Annotated in this window: 14 protein-coding genes, 2 tRNA genes and 1 pseudogene; 16 read left to right on the top strand and 1 reads right to left on the bottom strand. The window is 42.2% G+C overall.

Annotated features, from left to right (window positions below; all coding sequences use genetic code 11):
- Positions 1–1,477 (top strand): annotated as a pseudogene (locus tag E8Q33_RS01490) (phosphoketolase); the annotation flags it as partial.
- Positions 1,478–1,535: 58 nt separating this feature from the next.
- On the opposite strand, the gene folD reads toward E8Q33_RS01490, so the two are convergent.
- Complete coding sequence (gene folD, locus E8Q33_RS01485; RefSeq protein WP_069295790.1) at positions 1,536–2,390, bottom strand: bifunctional methylenetetrahydrofolate dehydrogenase/methenyltetrahydrofolate cyclohydrolase FolD; 855 nt, start codon at positions 2,388–2,390, stop codon at positions 1,536–1,538.
- 141 nt (positions 2,391–2,531) lie between these two features.
- Between folD and E8Q33_RS01480 the strand changes: the two genes are divergently transcribed.
- The 15 genes from E8Q33_RS01480 (at position 2,532) to E8Q33_RS01410 (ending at position 17,815) form a co-directional block, all read left to right on the top strand.
- A tRNA-Pro gene (locus E8Q33_RS01480) sits at positions 2,532–2,608 on the top strand.
- A gap of 35 nt (positions 2,609–2,643) precedes the next feature.
- Positions 2,644–2,720: transfer RNA gene (locus E8Q33_RS01475), tRNA-Arg, on the top strand.
- Positions 2,721–2,849: 129 nt separating this feature from the next.
- Positions 2,850–3,920: a dTDP-glucose 4,6-dehydratase gene (gene rfbB, locus E8Q33_RS01470; RefSeq protein ID WP_136552338.1), complete on the top strand. Its 1,071-nt coding sequence runs from the start codon at positions 2,850–2,852 to the stop codon at positions 3,918–3,920.
- Positions 3,917–4,798, top strand: coding sequence for a glucose-1-phosphate thymidylyltransferase RfbA (gene rfbA, locus E8Q33_RS01465; protein ID WP_136552336.1), 882 nt, complete (start codon positions 3,917–3,919; stop codon positions 4,796–4,798). Before rfbB ends, rfbA begins: the two co-directional genes overlap by 4 nt.
- Positions 4,798–5,343, top strand: coding sequence for a dTDP-4-dehydrorhamnose 3,5-epimerase (gene rfbC, locus E8Q33_RS01460; protein WP_136552334.1), 546 nt, complete (start codon positions 4,798–4,800; stop codon positions 5,341–5,343). The genes rfbA and rfbC overlap by 1 nt, the downstream gene beginning before the upstream one ends.
- On the top strand, positions 5,344–6,216 hold the full coding sequence (rfbD, locus tag E8Q33_RS01455) for a dTDP-4-dehydrorhamnose reductase (protein ID WP_136552332.1): 873 nt from the start codon (positions 5,344–5,346) through the stop codon (positions 6,214–6,216).
- A 46-nt stretch (positions 6,217–6,262) separates the two neighbouring features.
- Positions 6,263–8,200: a nucleoside-diphosphate sugar epimerase/dehydratase gene (locus tag E8Q33_RS01450; protein WP_211116063.1), complete on the top strand. Its 1,938-nt coding sequence runs from the start codon at positions 6,263–6,265 to the stop codon at positions 8,198–8,200.
- A gap of 44 nt (positions 8,201–8,244) precedes the next feature.
- On the top strand, positions 8,245–9,423 hold the full coding sequence (locus E8Q33_RS01445) for a nucleotide sugar dehydrogenase (protein WP_136552330.1): 1,179 nt from the start codon (positions 8,245–8,247) through the stop codon (positions 9,421–9,423).
- Positions 9,424–9,512: 89 nt separating this feature from the next.
- Positions 9,513–11,417, top strand: a complete 1,905-nt coding sequence (gene glmS, locus E8Q33_RS01440) for a glutamine--fructose-6-phosphate transaminase (isomerizing) (protein WP_069297046.1) — start codon at positions 9,513–9,515, stop codon at positions 11,415–11,417.
- A 42-nt stretch (positions 11,418–11,459) separates the two neighbouring features.
- A complete protein-coding gene (gene gmd / locus E8Q33_RS01435; protein ID WP_136552328.1) occupies positions 11,460–12,545 on the top strand; it encodes a GDP-mannose 4,6-dehydratase in 1,086 nt (361 codons plus the stop codon).
- Between the two features lie 3 nt (positions 12,546–12,548).
- On the top strand, positions 12,549–13,478 hold the full coding sequence (locus tag E8Q33_RS01430; protein WP_136552326.1) for a GDP-L-fucose synthase: 930 nt from the start codon (positions 12,549–12,551) through the stop codon (positions 13,476–13,478).
- Positions 13,478–14,644: a DegT/DnrJ/EryC1/StrS aminotransferase family protein gene (locus tag E8Q33_RS01425; RefSeq protein WP_136552324.1), complete on the top strand. Its 1,167-nt coding sequence runs from the start codon at positions 13,478–13,480 to the stop codon at positions 14,642–14,644. The genes E8Q33_RS01430 and E8Q33_RS01425 overlap by 1 nt, the downstream gene beginning before the upstream one ends.
- Before the next feature lie 9 nt (positions 14,645–14,653).
- Positions 14,654–15,337 carry an FkbM family methyltransferase gene (locus E8Q33_RS01420; protein WP_168800115.1) on the top strand — a complete coding sequence of 228 codons (684 nt, stop codon included), beginning with the start codon at positions 14,654–14,656 and terminating at the stop codon, positions 15,335–15,337.
- Positions 15,334–16,353 carry a glycosyltransferase family 10 domain-containing protein gene (locus E8Q33_RS01415; RefSeq protein WP_136552321.1) on the top strand — a complete coding sequence of 340 codons (1,020 nt, stop codon included), beginning with the start codon at positions 15,334–15,336 and terminating at the stop codon, positions 16,351–16,353. The genes E8Q33_RS01420 and E8Q33_RS01415 overlap by 4 nt, the downstream gene beginning before the upstream one ends.
- Positions 16,343–17,815 (top strand): lipopolysaccharide biosynthesis protein, encoded by a 1,473-nt coding sequence (locus E8Q33_RS01410; protein ID WP_136552319.1) that lies wholly within the window; start codon positions 16,343–16,345, stop codon positions 17,813–17,815. Before E8Q33_RS01415 ends, E8Q33_RS01410 begins: the two co-directional genes overlap by 11 nt.
- The last annotated feature ends 1 nt before the right edge of the window (position 17,816 follow it).

Genomic DNA, 17,816 nt, shown 5'->3' with positions numbered 1-17,816 from the left:
GCAAAAAACGGAAGGCACATTCCGTTCTCATCAAGTTCCAATGGGCGATATGGATAAGGAAGGGCATGTCGAAATCCTTAACAAATGGATGCAAAGTTATCGACCAGAAGAATTGTTTGATGATAGAGGTAAACTCAAAGCAGAACTGGCGGCATTAGCGCCTGAGGGTACTCGACGGATGGGCGCAAATCCACATGCTAATGGTGGCCAGCTTCTCCAGGATCTAGCTTTACCGGATTTTCGTGACTATGCCGTGGAAGTCAAAAAACCTGGAGCCACCAAAGGCGAAGCTACTCGGGTAATGGGTAAATTTCTGCGCGATGTGATGCAAAAGAATCTTGATGCCAGGAATTTCCGTTTGTTCAGTCCCGATGAAAATAATTCCAATCGCTGGCAGGATGTTCTGGATGTGACCGGCAGAACCTGGATGGGGGAAATGATTCCGGGTGATGACAAGCTCTCCAAAGATGGCAGAGTGATGGAAATGCTAAGTGAGCACCAATGTCAGGGCTGGCTGGAAGGATATTTGTTAACTGGTCGACACGGCTTTTTCTCCTGTTATGAAGCCTTTATTCATATCATCGACTCCATGTTTAATCAGCATGCCAAATGGTTGAAAATCTGTAATCAGATCCCCTGGCGCAAACCTGTTGCCTCATTAAATTATCTATTGTCATCACATGTCTGGCGCCAGGATCACAATGGCTTTTCGCATCAGGATCCGGGATTTATCGACCATGTGGTAAATAAAAAAGCCGAAGTAGTTCGGGTTTATCTGCCACCTGATGCCAATACCCTGTTGTCTGTCACAGATCACTGCCTGCGTAGCCGCAATTATGTCAATGTGGTGGTGGCCGGTAAGCAAGCTTCGCCACAATGGCTGGATATGGAGTCCGCTGTTAAACACTGCACGGCAGGCATAGGTGTATGGGAATGGGCGAGTAATGATAACGGCCAGACACCGGATCTGGTCATGGCCTGTTGTGGTGATGTGCCGACCATGGAAACGCTGGCGGCAGTGAAATTACTGAATATGTTTGTACCAGAGTTGAAAGTCCGGGTAATTAATGTGGTGGATTTAATGAAACTGCAATCGCCCAGCGAACATCCACACGGGCTGGAGGAAGATGCATTCGATGATTTATTTACCCAGGATAAACCAATCATCTTTGCCTATCATGGTTATCCGATGTTGATTCATCGGTTGACTTATCGTCGCGCCAATCATAAAAACCTGCATGTCCATGGCTTCAAGGAAGAGGGCACAACGACCACGCCGTTTGATATGGCGGTGATTAACGGTTTGGATCGTTTCCATCTAATGGAAAATGCTGTGAAAAATTTAACTGAACTGCCGAGTGAAAAGGTATCGGAAATCGAGTTATTTATTCAGCAGAAACTTGCTGAGCATCATGAGTATATTCGTGAACATGGTCAGGATTTACCAGAAATCCGTGACTGGCAATGGAATGGTTAAATTAAAGTTTAAAGGCTGCCCCTCCTAGTTGGAGGGGCATCAGGACTGACCTTAGCTGTTATTGATGCAACTGATCGGCAGCAAATAACGTGTTTTCAAGCAATGTAGCCACAGTCATCGGACCGACACCACCTGGAACAGGTGTAATCCAGGCTGCCTTTTCGCTGGCTTTATCAAATTCCACATCACCAGTTAATTTACCATCCGCTAAACGGTTAATACCGACATCAATTACGATTGCGCCATCACGGATCCAATCACCAGGAATAAAGTTTGGCTTGCCTACAGCAACCACTAAAATTTCCGCTCGACGAACATGAGATTCCAGATCTTTAGTCATACGATGACAAACCGTTGTGGTGCATCCTGCCAGCAATAATTCCAGTGCCATTGGGCGACCAACTATGTTAGATGCGCCAACCACCACCGCTTCCTTGCCCTTTAACTCGATACCAGTCGTTTGCATCATGGTAATCACACCTTTGGGGGTGCAAGGACGTAATTGGGGATTACGTTGAGCCAACCGGCCGATATTATAGGGATGAAAACCATCCACATCCTTATGTGGTGCAATATGTTCAATCACCACATCAGTATTGAAATGTGCAGGTAAAGGTAGCTGCACCAGAATGCCATCAATTTCATCGTCGTGATTAAGTTGAGTAATCAGATCGAGTAATTCCTGTTCACTGGCTGACTCTGGTAAATCAAAGGATTCGGATTTGAAACCTACTTCTTCACAGCTGCGACGTTTACTACCGACATAAACTTGTGAAGCAGGGTTATCACCAATCAATATCACAGCAAGCCCAGGACAGCGTTTTCCAGTAGCGAGGCGCATTTGGGTAGCTGCTTTGATTTTCTGTTTCAGCTCGGCAGCGATAGTCTTTCCGTCAATGATTTGAGCAGTCATTCTGTTGGTTCCGGCCTTTCAAAAGCGACTATGATCGCACGTTGCGCCAACCACGGCAAAAAATATAAATGTGCTGTTGACTCGCTATCGGCATAAGCGTATTATTTCGCCTTCTTCGAGGATGTCTGTCCTTGGAAAAGTCGGGGCATAGCGCAGTCTGGTAGCGCATCTGGTTTGGGACCAGAGGGTCGGGAGTTCGAATCTCTCTGCCCCGACCACTTTTTGACTGCTTCAGCCTCACTTAGTTATTAATGCGCCCGTAGCTCATCTGGATAGAGCATCGGCCTTCTAAGCCGAGGGTAGCAGGTTCGAGTCCTGCCGGGCGTACCATCTTTTCCTCTCCTTAAATACGTTGTGACCAAACTTTCGAGTTGATTTTTAGGCCTTGTCGATGCTAACTTTCACCGAACCAAGGACGGCATATCTGAATTTCCCAAACTTAATAGTGAACTCAGCAACGTGAATAAAAATACCCTGCTCGTAACTGGCGGTGCCGGTTTTATCGGCTCTGCCTTGATTCGTCAATTAATCGTTGAAACCGACTTCACGGTCATTAACATCGACAAGCTTACCTACGCAGGGAATCTTGAATCGCTGACCGAGATTGATGCTTCGCCAAATTATCATTTTGAGCAAGCTGATATCTGTGACGCCGAAGCTATGGATCGGATATTCAGCCAATATCAACCGAGCGCCATTATGCATTTGGCGGCTGAATCGCATGTTGATCGTTCAATTGATGGTCCCGCAGATTTTGTGCAAACCAATGTCGTCGGTACCTATGTTTTACTTGAAGCCGCCCGCAAATACTGGAAAACCTTATCTGAAACTGATGCCGACAATTTCCGTTTCCACCATATTTCTACCGATGAAGTGTATGGCACATTAGGTGAAACGGGTCTTTTCACTGAAACAACTCCATATCAACCGAACTCTCCTTACTCTGCTACCAAAGCAGGCAGCGATCATCTGGTTCGTGCATGGCATCATACCTATGGTTTACCGGTATTAATGACCAATTGTTCCAATAACTACGGCCCATACCAATTCCCGGAAAAACTCATTCCTGTAGTTATCAATAACGCTTTGGCGGGTAAACCGCTGCCAATTTATGGCAAAGGTGAAAATATCCGTGATTGGTTATATGTCGACGATCACGCCAGAGCATTAAGGTTGGTGCTTGCCGAAGGGAAATTATGTGAAAGCTACAATATTGGTGGCTTTAACGAACATACCAATCTTGATGTTGTGCAAACCATTTGCCAGATTCTGGATGAGTTATTGCCGGAATCACCGCATCGTCCGCACAAAAATTTAATCGAATTTGTGACAGATCGTCCTGGGCATGATGCCCGCTACGCCATTGATGCCAGCAAAATTGAACGTGAACTGGGCTGGAAGCCTCAGGAAACATTTGCTACAGGTTTGCGGAAAACCGTTCAGTGGTATCTGGATAATCGGAAATGGTGTGAAAACGTCATGGATGGCAGTTATCAGCAACAAAGACTTGGTTTGGGAGAGAATAAATGAGTCGCAAAGGAATTGTATTAGCTGGTGGAAGCGGCACCCGTTTATATCCGGTAACCCAATCTATCTGCAAACAGTTATTGCCGGTTTATGACAAACCGATGATTTATTATCCACTGGCCACCATGATGCTGGCTGGTATGCGTGACATCTGCATCATTTCGACTCCACAAGACACACCACGCCTTGAGCAATTGCTAGGTGATGGCAGTAAATGGGGTTTGAATCTGCAGTATATTGTTCAAGATAAACCGGAGGGTATTGCTCAGGCATTTACTCTTGGCGCTGATTTTATCGGTGATGATGATTGTGCTTTGGTACTGGGCGATAATGTCTATTACGGCCATGATTTGGCCGATATGATGCGAGATGCCGATAATAATAAAGACGGTGCGACAGTTTTTGCTTACCCTGTCAGTGATCCAGAACGTTATGGTGTTGTCGCGTTTGATGAAAATGGTAAAGCTTTAAGTATTGAAGAAAAACCGTTAAAACCCAAATCACGTTATGCGATAACTGGCTTGTATTTCTATGATAATCAGGTGGTGGAGATTGCGCGCAATCTTAAACCTTCCGCCCGTGGCGAACTTGAGATTACCGATGTCAATCAAGCCTATCTGGATAACGGTAAACTAAATGTTCAGGTGATGGGCCGAGGCATGGCATGGCTCGACACCGGAACCCATGATTCCTTGCTTGATGCGTCAATGTTTATTCAAACGCTTGAGCAACGGCAGGGTTTAAAAGTCATGTGTCCGGAAGAAATCGCTTATCGCATGGGGTATATTAACGCTGAGCAACTTGAAGCATTGGCCCAACCATTATTAAAAAGTGGTTACGGAAAATACCTGTTAAACATCATCAACGAGACTATTTATTGATGTTAGTTACTGATACCAATATTCCCGATGTTAAATTACTGACTCCCAAGAAGTTTGGTGATGAACGTGGTTTTTTTCTGGAAAGTTATAACAAAAAAACTTTCCAAGACTTGCTCGGCTTAGATATTGAGTTTGTTCAGGATAATCACTCTCGCTCAGCTAAAGGTGTACTACGCGGTTTGCATTATCAAATCAAGCAACCCCAAGGCAAGCTGGTTCGGGTTACGGCAGGAAAAGTGTTTGACGTGGCCGTCGATATGCGTCGTGATTCAGCAACCTATGGTCAATGGACTGGGGCGGTCTTAACCGCAGAAGGCCAGGAGCAGTTTTGGGTTCCAGCTGGTTTTGCACATGGTTTTCTAGTATTAACCGATAGCGCTGATTTTCTTTATAAAACTACTGATTATTATGCACCAGAATATGAACGAACAGTCGCCTGGGATGATACCGATTTGGCTATTAACTGGCCGTTAGCTGATTTAACGCCAGTTTTATCCGCGAAGGATCAGCAAGGCACAGCTTTTAAACTGGCCGAGACGTTTTAAGTGAAGATATTGTTGATAGGTGCCCAAGGGCAGGTCGGTTTTCAATTACAGCGAAGCCTTGCCTGCCTTGGACAGTTGCACAGCACAACTCGCCTGGATCTGGATTTGTCGGATATTTCAGCAATCCGATCTTTGACTAATGACGTAAAGCCGGATCTGATTGTAAATGCTGCTGCCTACACGGCGGTTGATAAAGCTGAACAAGAAACCGAATTAGCCAGACAAATTAATACCATTGCACCTGCGATATTTGCAGAACAAGCCAAAAAATTAGCTATCCCGCTGGTGCATTATTCTACTGACTATGTATTTGATGGCAGTAAAAATTCGCCATGGATAGAAACGGATGTGACTGGACCGTTAAGCCATTATGGCTTAACTAAATTAGAAGGTGAGCAAGCTATCCTCGAAAGCGAGTGTGATCATCTGATTTTCCGGACCAGTTGGGTGTATGACCGGCGTGGTCACAACTTTCTGAACACCATGCTGAGATTGGCTGAAGAACGTGACCAATTGAACATTGTGGATGATCAGATTGGCACACCAACGTGGAGTCGGCATATTGCTGACGTAACAGCCCTTGCATTGGCTCAGCAGCATCATAATGAAGCTTTTTGGAAGCAAAACAGTGGTATTTATCATTTAAGTGCCGCAGGTCAAACAAGCTGGAAAGGCTTTGCCGAAGCGATATTTAAGTTAGCAGAAAAAGATGGACGACGAGTACCCAAGGTGAATGGTATTCCAACCACAGATTATCCTACTCCTGCCAAACGTCCTTTAAATTCTCTTATGGATAACTCAAAATTACAGCAGCATTTTGGGCTGCAGTTACCTGATTGGCAGCAAAGTTTACAATGGGTTATGCAGTCATAAATAGTCAAGATAGATTCTGCTTAGCTTGCCGTATTGGGGAAAGTCAGTGATACAAACCTCCTATAACAAATTAATGCAGTGGTTTTTGAGTCGTCCACGAACCACAAAACGAATACTGAGTATTTTCATCGATTATATCGTCGTTATGCTGGTTTTATGGATGGCATTTTCTCTACGACTAAGTACTTTGTATGAACCGCCGGTTTCCCAGTTATGGTTATTCTTTCTTGCCCCGCTGATCGCAATACCGATCTTTATCAAGTTGGGCTTATACCGGGCAATTGTCCGATATATTGGTCTTGATGCACTATGGACTATTTTTAAAGCAATTGGTCTATTTACAGTGATTTTTGCCACTGTTGTCGTGTTATCTGGATCGTTTGCCGGGTTAGTACCCAGAACAATTTATATCATCAATGCGCTATTACTCTTTTTAGCTGTAGGTGGACTTCGTTTATATGCACGCTGGTTATTTATTAGCACAACACGCAGTACATTGGCCGAGTTGGATAATCAACGGTTTATTCCACCAGTACTTATTTATGGGGCAGGTCGTGCTGGAGTACAACTTTCTGCTTTATTAAAAATGGGGCGCCAATTGCGTCCAGTTGCATTTATTGACGATGAGCCAACGCTTTACCGCCAACAGATAAATGGTTTGAATGTATACCGTCCTCGTGATCTGGTGAAATTGATCGATAAATTTCATGTGCGGGATGTGTTGTTGGCAATCCCTTCAGCTTCTAGAAGCCGACGAAGTGAGATTCTGCTTTCGCTGGAAGAATTCCCGGTTCATATTCGCACGTTACCGGATTTAACCGATATTGCTGAAGGCAAACTGGAAGTGTCGGATATCCAGGAAGTTGATATAGCTGATTTACTGGGAAGAGAAGCTGTAGCTGCAGACCCAAGTTTGTTGTCAGCGAATATCAGCCAAAAATGTGTGATGGTAACTGGCGCGGGTGGGTCGATTGGCTCTGAATTGTCAAGACAGATCATCAAGCTTAACCCAAGCCGATTATTACTTTTCGAAATCAGTGAATTTGCTTTATATCAAATTGAACAAGAGTTAAGCCATCTGGAAAAACAGGTAGAAGTAATCGCTTTATTGGGGTCTGTGGTCGATCGCGCTCGATTGACATCAATCTGTCAGCATTTTTCGGTACAAACTATCTATCATGCGGCAGCATATAAACATGTACCGATGGTTGAAAAGAATGTTGGTGAGGGCATTCGTAACAATGTATTTGGTACATTACATTGTGCTCAAGCAGCCATTGCCGCTAAGGTTGAAACATTTGTATTGGTTTCGACTGACAAAGCCGTTCGACCAACCAATACTATGGGAGCCAGCAAACGCATGGCAGAGCTTGTTTTGCAGGCTTTAGCACAAAGCTCAGTAACGCGCTTCACCATGGTAAGATTTGGCAATGTCTTAGGATCCTCCGGATCGGTTGTACCGTTATTTCGTGAACAGATAGCCAAAGGTGGCCCTGTTACTGTTACTGATCCCCAAATCATTCGATATTTCATGACCATACCCGAAGCTGCTGAACTGGTTATTCAGGCAGGCGCTATGGGTCAAGGTGGTGATGTATTTGTGCTGGATATGGGCTCGGCAGTAAAAATTGTCGATTTAGCAAAGCGGATGATTCATCTCAGTGGCTTTACTGTAAAAAACAGTGAAAATCCGGATGGCGATATCGAAATAACGTTTACTGGTCTGCGTCCCGGTGAAAAATTATTTGAAGAGCTGTTAATTGGTGAAAATGTCAGTCAAACGGCACATCAAAAAATTATGCGGGCAGAAGAAAATGTTATTCCATGGCAAGATCTACAACTCATATTGACGGATCTGCAACATGCTGTGAGTGTTTCTGATTATGAGAATCTTAGGACTATTCTTGGTAAATATGTAGATGGCTTTATGCCCCAATGTGGAATTGAAGATTGGCTGAGTCAGAAGGTTGTCGTGAACCAGTAAACAAAGTGACCCTATTTTATTAACCTTTTATTTAGAGACGGATTATGGAAAAAACACTCAATATTGCAGTTGCTGGAACAGGTTATGTTGGATTGTCTCTTGCTGTTTTATTGGCACAACATCATAAAGTTACCGCTCTGGATATCGTTCCTGAGAAGGTTGATCTGATTAATGCTAAAAAATCTCCAATCGTGGACAGAGAGATTGAAGATTTTCTTGCCAATAAGCCATTAAATTTAACAGCCACTACTGATAAAAACAGTGCCTATGAAAACGCTGATTTTGTCATTATTGCCACGCCAACAGATTATGATTCTGTCACCAATACCTTCAATACCAATTCGGTTGAAGCTGTCATTCAAGATGTTACGGCCATTAATCCAAAAGCGGTAATGGTTATTAAATCAACTATTCCCGTTGGCTATACTAGTAGTGTCAAATCCAAGTTCAACACGGAAAATGTTTTCTTTTCACCAGAATTTTTACGTGAAGGCAAAGCTTTATATGACAACCTTTACCCGTCACGTATAGTTGTTGGCGAGCAAAGTGAACGCGCCCAGTTGTTTGCAGATTTATTGCTAGAAGGTGCAGTAAAAAAAGATGTACCGGTGTTATTCACCGATGCCACTGAGGCTGAGGCAATTAAATTATTTTCAAATACCTATCTGGCAATGCGTGTTGCCTACTTTAATGAACTCGATAGTTATGCCGAAACCCATAATCTGAATAGCCGGCAAATTATTGAAGGCGTTGGGTTGGACCCACGTATTGGCGATCATTACAATAATCCATCGTTTGGTTATGGCGGTTATTGTCTGCCAAAAGACACCAAGCAATTATTGGCCAACTATGACACCGTGCCTAACAGTTTGATTAGAGCTATCGTAGATGCTAATACGACCCGCAAAGACTTTATTGCTGATCAAATTATTAAGAAAAACCCTGCTGTGGTTGGAATTTATCGACTGGTGATGAAACAAGGTTCGGATAATTTTCGTGCCTCGGCCATCCAGGGAATTATGAAACGCATCAAAGCTAAGGGTATAGAAGTCATTGTCTACGAACCAGTACTAGAAGAAACCGAATTTTTCCGTTCTAAAGTGGTAAATAACTTAGCTGCATTCAAACAACAATCCTCATTGATTATCGCCAATCGTATTACGGATGATATTCAAGACGTCAAAGACAAAATTTATACTCGTGATCTATTTGGTCAGGATTAGTTATATTTACAAAACGTATTAACAACGGGAATTATTCGACTCCTAGCTGATGTATAATCCTTGTTTGCTTTTTTGGAGGACGACCATCAGTGTGTGGAATAGTCGGTGGTATTGCTGAGCGGAATGTAGCCCCAATTTTAATGGAAGGACTTCGCCGGCTAGAGTATCGAGGGTATGACTCTTCTGGCGTAGCCTTGCTGAATTCGGATGCCAATATTCATCGTGTCAGATCGCTTGGCAAAATCAAGCAGCTCGAAGCCAAGATAGATGCGGAAAACACCAGCTTTTCTGGACAAATGGGCATTGCGCATACTCGCTGGGCGACACATGGAATCCCGTCCGAAAATAACGCCCATCCACACATTTGTAACCATCGAATTGCCGTTGTACACAACGGCATTATCGAGAATTATCAGGTTCTTAAACAACAACAGATCAATCAGGGATATCGTTTTACCTCTGAGACAGATACTGAGGTAGCTGCTCACTCTATCTATCAATATTTATACGGAGACGCTTCTCCAACCGCTGAACGCAGCAGCCTTTCATTACTTGAATCGGTAATGCAAGCAACCCAAGATTTTGAAGGGGCATATGCTCTTGGAGTAATTGCCACCGATGATCCCAATACGTTAATTGCAGCACGCAAAGGCAGCCCCTTAGTCATTGGCATTGGTATTGGTGAACATTTTATTGCCTCTGACGTATCTGCACTATTACCCGTGACCCAAAACTTCATTTTCCTAGAAGATGGTGATGTCGCTAAATTGACGCGCGATAGTATTGAAATTTTCAGTGCATTGACTGGCGAAAGGGTAGAACGTCCTGTAAAACAATCAACGCTGAATATCACAGCAGTAGAGCTTGGTGAACACCGCCACTACATGCACAAAGAGATATTTGATCAACCGCAAGCAGTAATCGACACTCTCGAAGGGCGGGTAACACAGGATAAAGTGCTAGTCTCAACATTCGGTCCTGGTGCAGAATCCATTTTTAAGAGTATTGAACGACTGCATATCATTGCCTGTGGCACTAGTTATCATGCCGGCATGGTCGCGAAATACTGGGCGGAAGATATTGTACGATTACCTTGCCAGGTTGAAGTGGCCAGTGAGTTTCGCTACCGAAATCCCGTTATTGAAGATAACACCTTATTTGTGACCATTAGCCAGTCGGGTGAAACTGCTGATACCCTAGCAGCATTACAGCAAATTAAAGCGCATGCAGCAGAAAGTCCCGAAGCTTTTGCACCAAAAAATATTCCGACATTATCCATTTGTAATGTAGCTGAAAGTAGCCTGACACGTGAAGCCGATCTGAGTTATCTCACCCATGCCGGTCCGGAAATTGGTGTCGCCTCCACCAAGTCGTTCACTACACAATTAGTGGCACTGGCGTTATTGCTAACTTGTATAGGTAAAGTCAAAAAACGCATTTCCCGGGAACGTGAAAAACACATTACTCAGGGCCTACAAAAATTACCCAACCTGATCCAGAATGCCTTGATGCATGAGCAGGAAATTCAGAATATTGCCCAAGATTTTGCTGATAAAAATCATGCTCTATTTCTGGGTAGAGGCACGATGTATCCAATTGCTTTGGAAGGCGCGCTAAAGCTCAAGGAAATCAGTTATATCCACGCGGAGGCTTATCCCGCTGGCGAACTCAAACATGGTCCTTTAGCCTTGATTGATGAGAACATGCCTGTCATTGCTATTGCACCATTGGATGATCTGTTGGAAAAGCTCAAATCCAATCTTCAGGAAGTTAAAGCCCGTGGCGGCCAGATGATCGTGTTTGAAGATGAGCGTTCGGATATCAGCTCTGAGTCAGGCTTTAAAGTCGTGAAAGCCACCACCAATGTTGGCCGTATTACAGCGCCAATAACTTACAACATTCTCCTTCAGTTGCTAAGTTACCATGTTGCCTTGATCAAAGGTACAGATGTAGATCAACCACGTAACCTAGCTAAATCTGTGACGGTTGAATGACATATATTGAATTTATATCGACAAAATTAAGTAGAGATTCATATGAGTAAAATTGCATTAATAACTGGTGTCACCGGACAAGATGGGGCGTATTTAGCAGAATTTTTATTAAATAAAGGTTATGAAGTCCATGGCATAAAACGACGTAGTTCTTTATTTAATACGGCACGGATTGATCACCTGTTTCACGATGTGCATGAAAAGGGTTTGCCTTTCTTTTTGCATCATGGCGATATGACGGACTCATCTAGTTTGTCGCACATTATCCAAAAAGTTCAGCCAGATGAAATCTATAACCTAGCAGCACAGAGTCACGTTGCTGTCTCGTTTGAAGAGCCAGAGTACACTGCAAATTCTGATGCATTGGGAGCACTACGGATTTTGGAGGCAATCCGTATTCTTGGTTTGCAAAAAAAAACCCGTTTCTACCAAGCATCGACTTCTGAATTATATGGTTTAGTGCAAGAGACACCTCAAAAAGAAACTACGCCTTTTTACCCACGCAGTCCTTACGCCGTCGCTAAACTTTACGCCTATTGGATTACGGTTAATTATCGTGAAGCCTATGGTATTTATGCTTGCAATGGCATTTTGTTCAATCATGAATCCCCCCTTCGTGGCGAGACATTTGTAACCCGTAAAATAACTAGGGCTTTGACTCGTATTAAACTCGGCCTACAAGATTGCCTCTATCTTGGAAATATGAATGCGTTACGTGACTGGGGACATGCCAAAGATTATGTTGAAATGCAATGGCTGATGTTACAGCAAGAGCAACCGGAAGACTTTGTGATTGCTACTGGTGTTCAATACAGTGTGCGTGATTTTGTCAATTCTGCAGCTAAAGAATTAGGTATGAACATTACTTGGAAGGGAGAAGGCATCGAGGAAAAGGGTTATGACAGTATGGGTAAATGTATTGTTGCTGTAGATGAACGCTACTTCCGTCCTACTGAAGTAGAGACTCTTTTAGGAGATGCAAGTAAGGCTAGAAGCAAACTAGGCTGGACACCACAAATTAGTTTTGATGCATTAGTTAGTGAAATGGTGCGTGAAGACCTAAAATCTGCAGAACGTGATGAACTTGTAAAAAAACATGGTTATAACGTTCAAAACTACCACGAATAAACAATGAATAACATGCGAATATTATTAACCGGCGGCGGCGGCATGGTTGGGCGGAATCTGCTTGAGCATTCTGCTCTCACTGATGTTGAAGTGATGGCACCTCGTAGCTCAGAGCTCAATTTATTAGACTTCAGTGCAGTACAAAAGTATTTGCATAAATTTAAACCTGATATGGTTATTCATGCTGCGGGCAAGGTTGGCGGTATTCAAGCTAACTTGCGCCAACCTGTAGCCTTCCTGATGGAAAACCTCGATATGGGGCGTAACATTGTTTTGGCTTCCTATGAATTTGGCATTAAACAGCTTATAAATTTGGGAAGTTCATGCATGTACCCACGAAATCATGATGAGCCACTAGATGAAGACTTAATTCTTAAAGGCGAATTAGAGCCTACGAACGAGGGTTATGCTTTAGCTAAAATAACGACAGCAAAGCTATGCGAATACATTATGCGTGAAGACGCTAGTTTTCACTATAAAACACTTATTCCCTGCAATCTTTATGGGAGGCATGATAAATTCGATCCTCTTCACTCGCATCTCATTCCCGCCATAATTCACAAAATCTACCAAGCTAAGCAGTCAGCACAGGCATCGGTCGAGATATGGGGTGACGGTAATGCACGCAGAGAATTTATGTATGCAGGTGATTTGGCAGATGCATTAGTTCATGCAATAAATCAGTTTGAAACAATCCCTGATTTGATGAATATTGGTTTGGGACATGACTACACCATCAACGAATATTATGAAGTAGTTGCTGATGTTTTGGGATATGGAGGAACCTTTACGCATGATCTTACTAAACCTGTGGGTATGGCCCGTAAATTAGTCAGTACAAAACGTCAAGATAAATGGGGTTGGAAGGCCCAACACACTTTACGCGAAGGCATAGCAAAAACGTATGAGTATTATTTGGAGCAATGTTTGTAATGAGTTTTAAATATCCATTAGCCACAGCCACTTGGGGTGAAGCAGAACAAGCAGCGATGCAGCGAGTTATTGCATCGGGGATGTATACAATGGGCGAAAATGTTAAAACATTTGAGCATGATTTTGCTAACCATGTAGGCAGTCAGCATTGCGTAATGGTTAATTCAGGCTCATCAGCCATATTGCTGATGGTTGCTGCGCTATGCTACACAAAAAATCCAAAATTAAAATTAAACCGTGGTGATGAAGTCATAGTCCCTGCGGTGTCATGGAGTACCACTTATTACCCTTTGTATCAGTATGGATTAAAAATTAAGTTTGTAGATATTGATTTAGAAACATTGAATTACGATTTGAATCAGCTAGAGACTGCCGTTACTGACAAAACCCGTGCAATTATGGCGGTTAATTTACTTGGCAACCCCAATGATTTTAACCGGATTAATGAAATTATTGCCGATCGAGATATTGTCTTGCTAGAGGATAATTGTGAATCGATGGGAGCAACCTTTCAGGGCAAACAAGCGGGAACATTTGGTGTGATGGGTGGGTATAGTTCTTTTTTTAGCCACCATATTTCAACAATGGAAGGTGGGCTGATTGTCACGGATGACGAAGAGCTATATCAAATTCTCTTATCGCTGAGGGCGCATGGCTGGACAAGAAACCTACCCAAACATAACCTTGTGTGTAGTGAAAAAAGCGATGATCCGTTTGAGGAGTCTTTCCGCTTTGTTTTGCCGGGCTATAACGTTCGGCCACTTGAAATAGAGGGGGCACTAGGTATTGAGCAAGTTAAACGCTTACCAATGTTGATTGATGAGCGGCGTAAGAATGGCAAGCTATTACAAGCTGCAATGGCCAATCACCCAGATCTGATTATTCAAAAAGAAATTGGCGAGAGTAGTTGGTTCGGTTTTAGCCTGGTGATACGTCCTAATAGCAAGCTCACTCGCAAAGCTTTAGTAGCAAAATTGAATGAATTGGGTTTTGAATGTCGCCCTATTGTGGCCGGCAACTTTGCGAAAAATGAAGTAGTTAAATATTTCAATTCAGAAGTGCACGGTACATTGAAGAACGCAGAACATATTGATCAAAATGGGCTGTTTGTGGGAAATCATCATTATCCTATACCTGAAGCATTCCACGTGCTTGCTAACATTTAAGGACAAATTGTGAATCTAATTTCAAAGCTTAAAAATAAACTAGCAATTAGGTTTCGAAGGTATATTTTGCGTGAACCTTTTTTAATTGAGATAGAACGTTGGTTCAAGGACAAAGGAGATGAGACTCTTCGATTGGATTATCCATTAACTTCTAACAGTGTTGTCTTTGATGTTGGAGGATATCGTGGTGATTTTGCTTCAGATATCCACAAAAAATATGGTTGTACAGTTTATGTATTTGAACCGGTAGTAGAGTTTTATCAAAGTTGTGTTGCGCGATTTGCAAACAACGAGAAAGTAATTTGTTTTAATCATGGATTAGCATCAGCCGAAGGCCAATTGGAAATTGGGTTGGCAGATAACGCCTCCAGTTTCAACTCACCACACACAGATGATAAAAAGGAAATTGTTCAACTGCGCTCAATTGTTGATTGTATCCGAGAGTTACCGATTGAAAAAATCGACCTTCTGAAAGTTAATATTGAAGGTGGTGAGTTTGATATCATCCCTGCAATTATAGAATCGAGCGATATAAAAAATATCAATTATCTTCAAATACAATTCCATAATTTTATTGCTTCTGCCGAAGATAAACGAATAAAAATACGCAATCAGCTCGCACTTACTCATACTGAAATGTGGAATTATGATTTTGTGTGGGAAAGCTGGAAACTTAGGGATAATTACAGTTGAGTGTTGGGATTTACGCTCGATTTTTTGCGAGTAAAATCCAAAAGAACGCTATATTCGATTTAAATAATGAATTGAATCGAGATAATTGTTTTCTTCCTTATCATTTATTACGTGAAAAGTTCAAACATCAAAGTATTCAAATTGATACGCCTGATATTAGTCAAGGTGAATCGTCAGTTTTTGACCTTCAAATGGATGTGCAACCGGTTGACGCTAGAGGACCATGTTACTTATTGATGCTTGAATCGCCACAGGTACTACCTGCAAATGGGAAGCCAGAAAACTGGAAGCATTATCGTAAGATATTTACTTGGCGTGATGATTTAGTGGATGGCAACCGCTTTATTAAAATTAACTTCCCTAATTCAATAGTTATTCCTCAGGTAGATGGCTGGCGTAATAGAGATCGTTTTTGTTGTGTTATCGCTGGTAATAAATCGCTGCCTGTTAATGATGAAAGGGATTTATATAAAGAACGCATTAAGACAATACGTTGGTTTGAAAAGAATGCGGCTGATGATTTCAATTTATATGGAATAGGTTGGGATGCCCCAGCTTTTGGAAATAGTTTCACTGGAAAAGTTTTGCGCCGCTTATATTGTGTTTTAAAGCCGGTTAAAAAATTTCGACCATTCCCAAGTTATCGCGGCAAGATTGAGCACAAACGTAATGTATTAATAAAAACTCGTTTTTCTATCTGTTACGAAAATGTACGTGATTTACCTGGTTATATCACCGAAAAGATTTTTGATAGTTTTTTTTCTGGTTGCGTGCCTGTTTATTGGGGGGCAAACAATGTGAAAGATTATATACCTGCGGACTGTTTTGTAGATCGACGCCAGTTTAAAGACACAGAATCTTTATTCCAATATCTAAAATCCATAAGTGAGCATGAATACAGAGGATATCAAGAACGCATTGCATCATTCTTATCAAGTGATGCAGCAAAACCTTTTAGTTCAGAAGCTTTTGCTGAAACTATTGTCAGTAGGATAGTAAAAGATCTTGAAGATTAGACGAGATCTACTAATTATCGGTGGCGGTAGAATTGCAACAGCTTTGTTAGGTTTGGTTGCAATTCGTGCTGTAACTACACTATTAAGCCCTGAACAATTTGGTCAGCTGGCTTTATTAGTAGTGGTGCAAACTTTTTGTGGTTTATTTTTGGTTAATCCTGTTGGACAACATATAAATCGTCACACACACGAATGGTGGGAAGCAGGAACATTATTTTCACGGTTGACGGATTACAGGAAATATATTTTCGTTGTTTCCTTGATAGGTGGGCTTGTCACAATATGGGTTACTAAAGATCTTTCGTTAGCCCAGGTTGGCTTAGCAATTTTTGCCATGGTAATAATGATCAATAGTGCTACTTGGAATGCAACCTACATCCCGATATTAAACATGGTGGGGCAACGCGGTGTTTCTGTTAGTTGGTCGTTAGTAACAAGTATAATGGCCTTGGTAGCTTCCGTGTCCTTGTGTGTTATATCGCCATCATCAGTTACTTGGTTTATTGGCCAGGCTATTGGCTTCAGTATTGGGGCGTTAGGCGCAAGCTTGATGCTTCGTCAAGGGGTGAGACCGAAACAGGACAACACACCTCATAGATTATTAAATTTGAATGTCATTACAACGTATTGTTTACCCCTAGCGTTAGGGGCTGGCCTCATGTGGTTACAGTTAAGTGGCTATCGAATAGTAGTGGAGTATTATTGGGGACTAACAGTACTCGGTTTTTTGGCACTTGGATTTGCACTAGCAAACCAAATATGGGCATTAACTGAAAGCTTGGTACAGCAATTTCTTTATCCGTTTTTTTATAAACGGATCGCCATGGGGGATAAGCAATCATCCAATCAAATGATATTTAGCGATGCGCTTTCTGACCTGTTGAATGTCGTGATGCCCATTTATGTTGTATTGATAGGTATTACCTTTATTAGTGCCCCATATTTACTCAAGTTATTAGTCGCGCCTCAGTATGCTAACGCTGAAGTTTATGTGAAGTTAGGCATCATATTAGAATTTTGTCGTGTAACTGCGAATTTACTCAGTAGCGCAGCGCAAGTGACTAAAAAAACAAAATCGGTGATATGGCCATATGCTATTGGGGCATTAACGGTAATTGTCATGTTAACGGTTAGTGGGGAATATCATTATTCTATAATTTGGGCTGCAGTTGGCTTAGCTATAGCTGCGTTAGTTATGTTGACCGTGATGTGGTTTGTGATGCTTCGCCAAGTGAAATTCCATCCAGACTATAAAACCTGGTTTGTAGCCATTTTAATGATGTTTATGTTTATTTTACCTGCTTATTGGTTGCCACAAACATTTGGGCTTATAGAGGCAAGCATTGTTTTGATGATTATTGGGTTATTTGGAGTTTTACTATTAGCATTATTATTTAGAAATAATAATGCCCTTCAAAGGCTGGTAACCGTTAAGTTAAACGACAGTAAGTCAATGCTATGAT

The organism is Methylophaga sp. SB9B (assembly GCF_004832235.1).
Lineage (GTDB): Bacteria > Pseudomonadota > Gammaproteobacteria > Nitrosococcales > Methylophagaceae > Methylophaga > Methylophaga muralis.
This window is presented reverse-complemented; position numbering and strand designations above follow the sequence as displayed.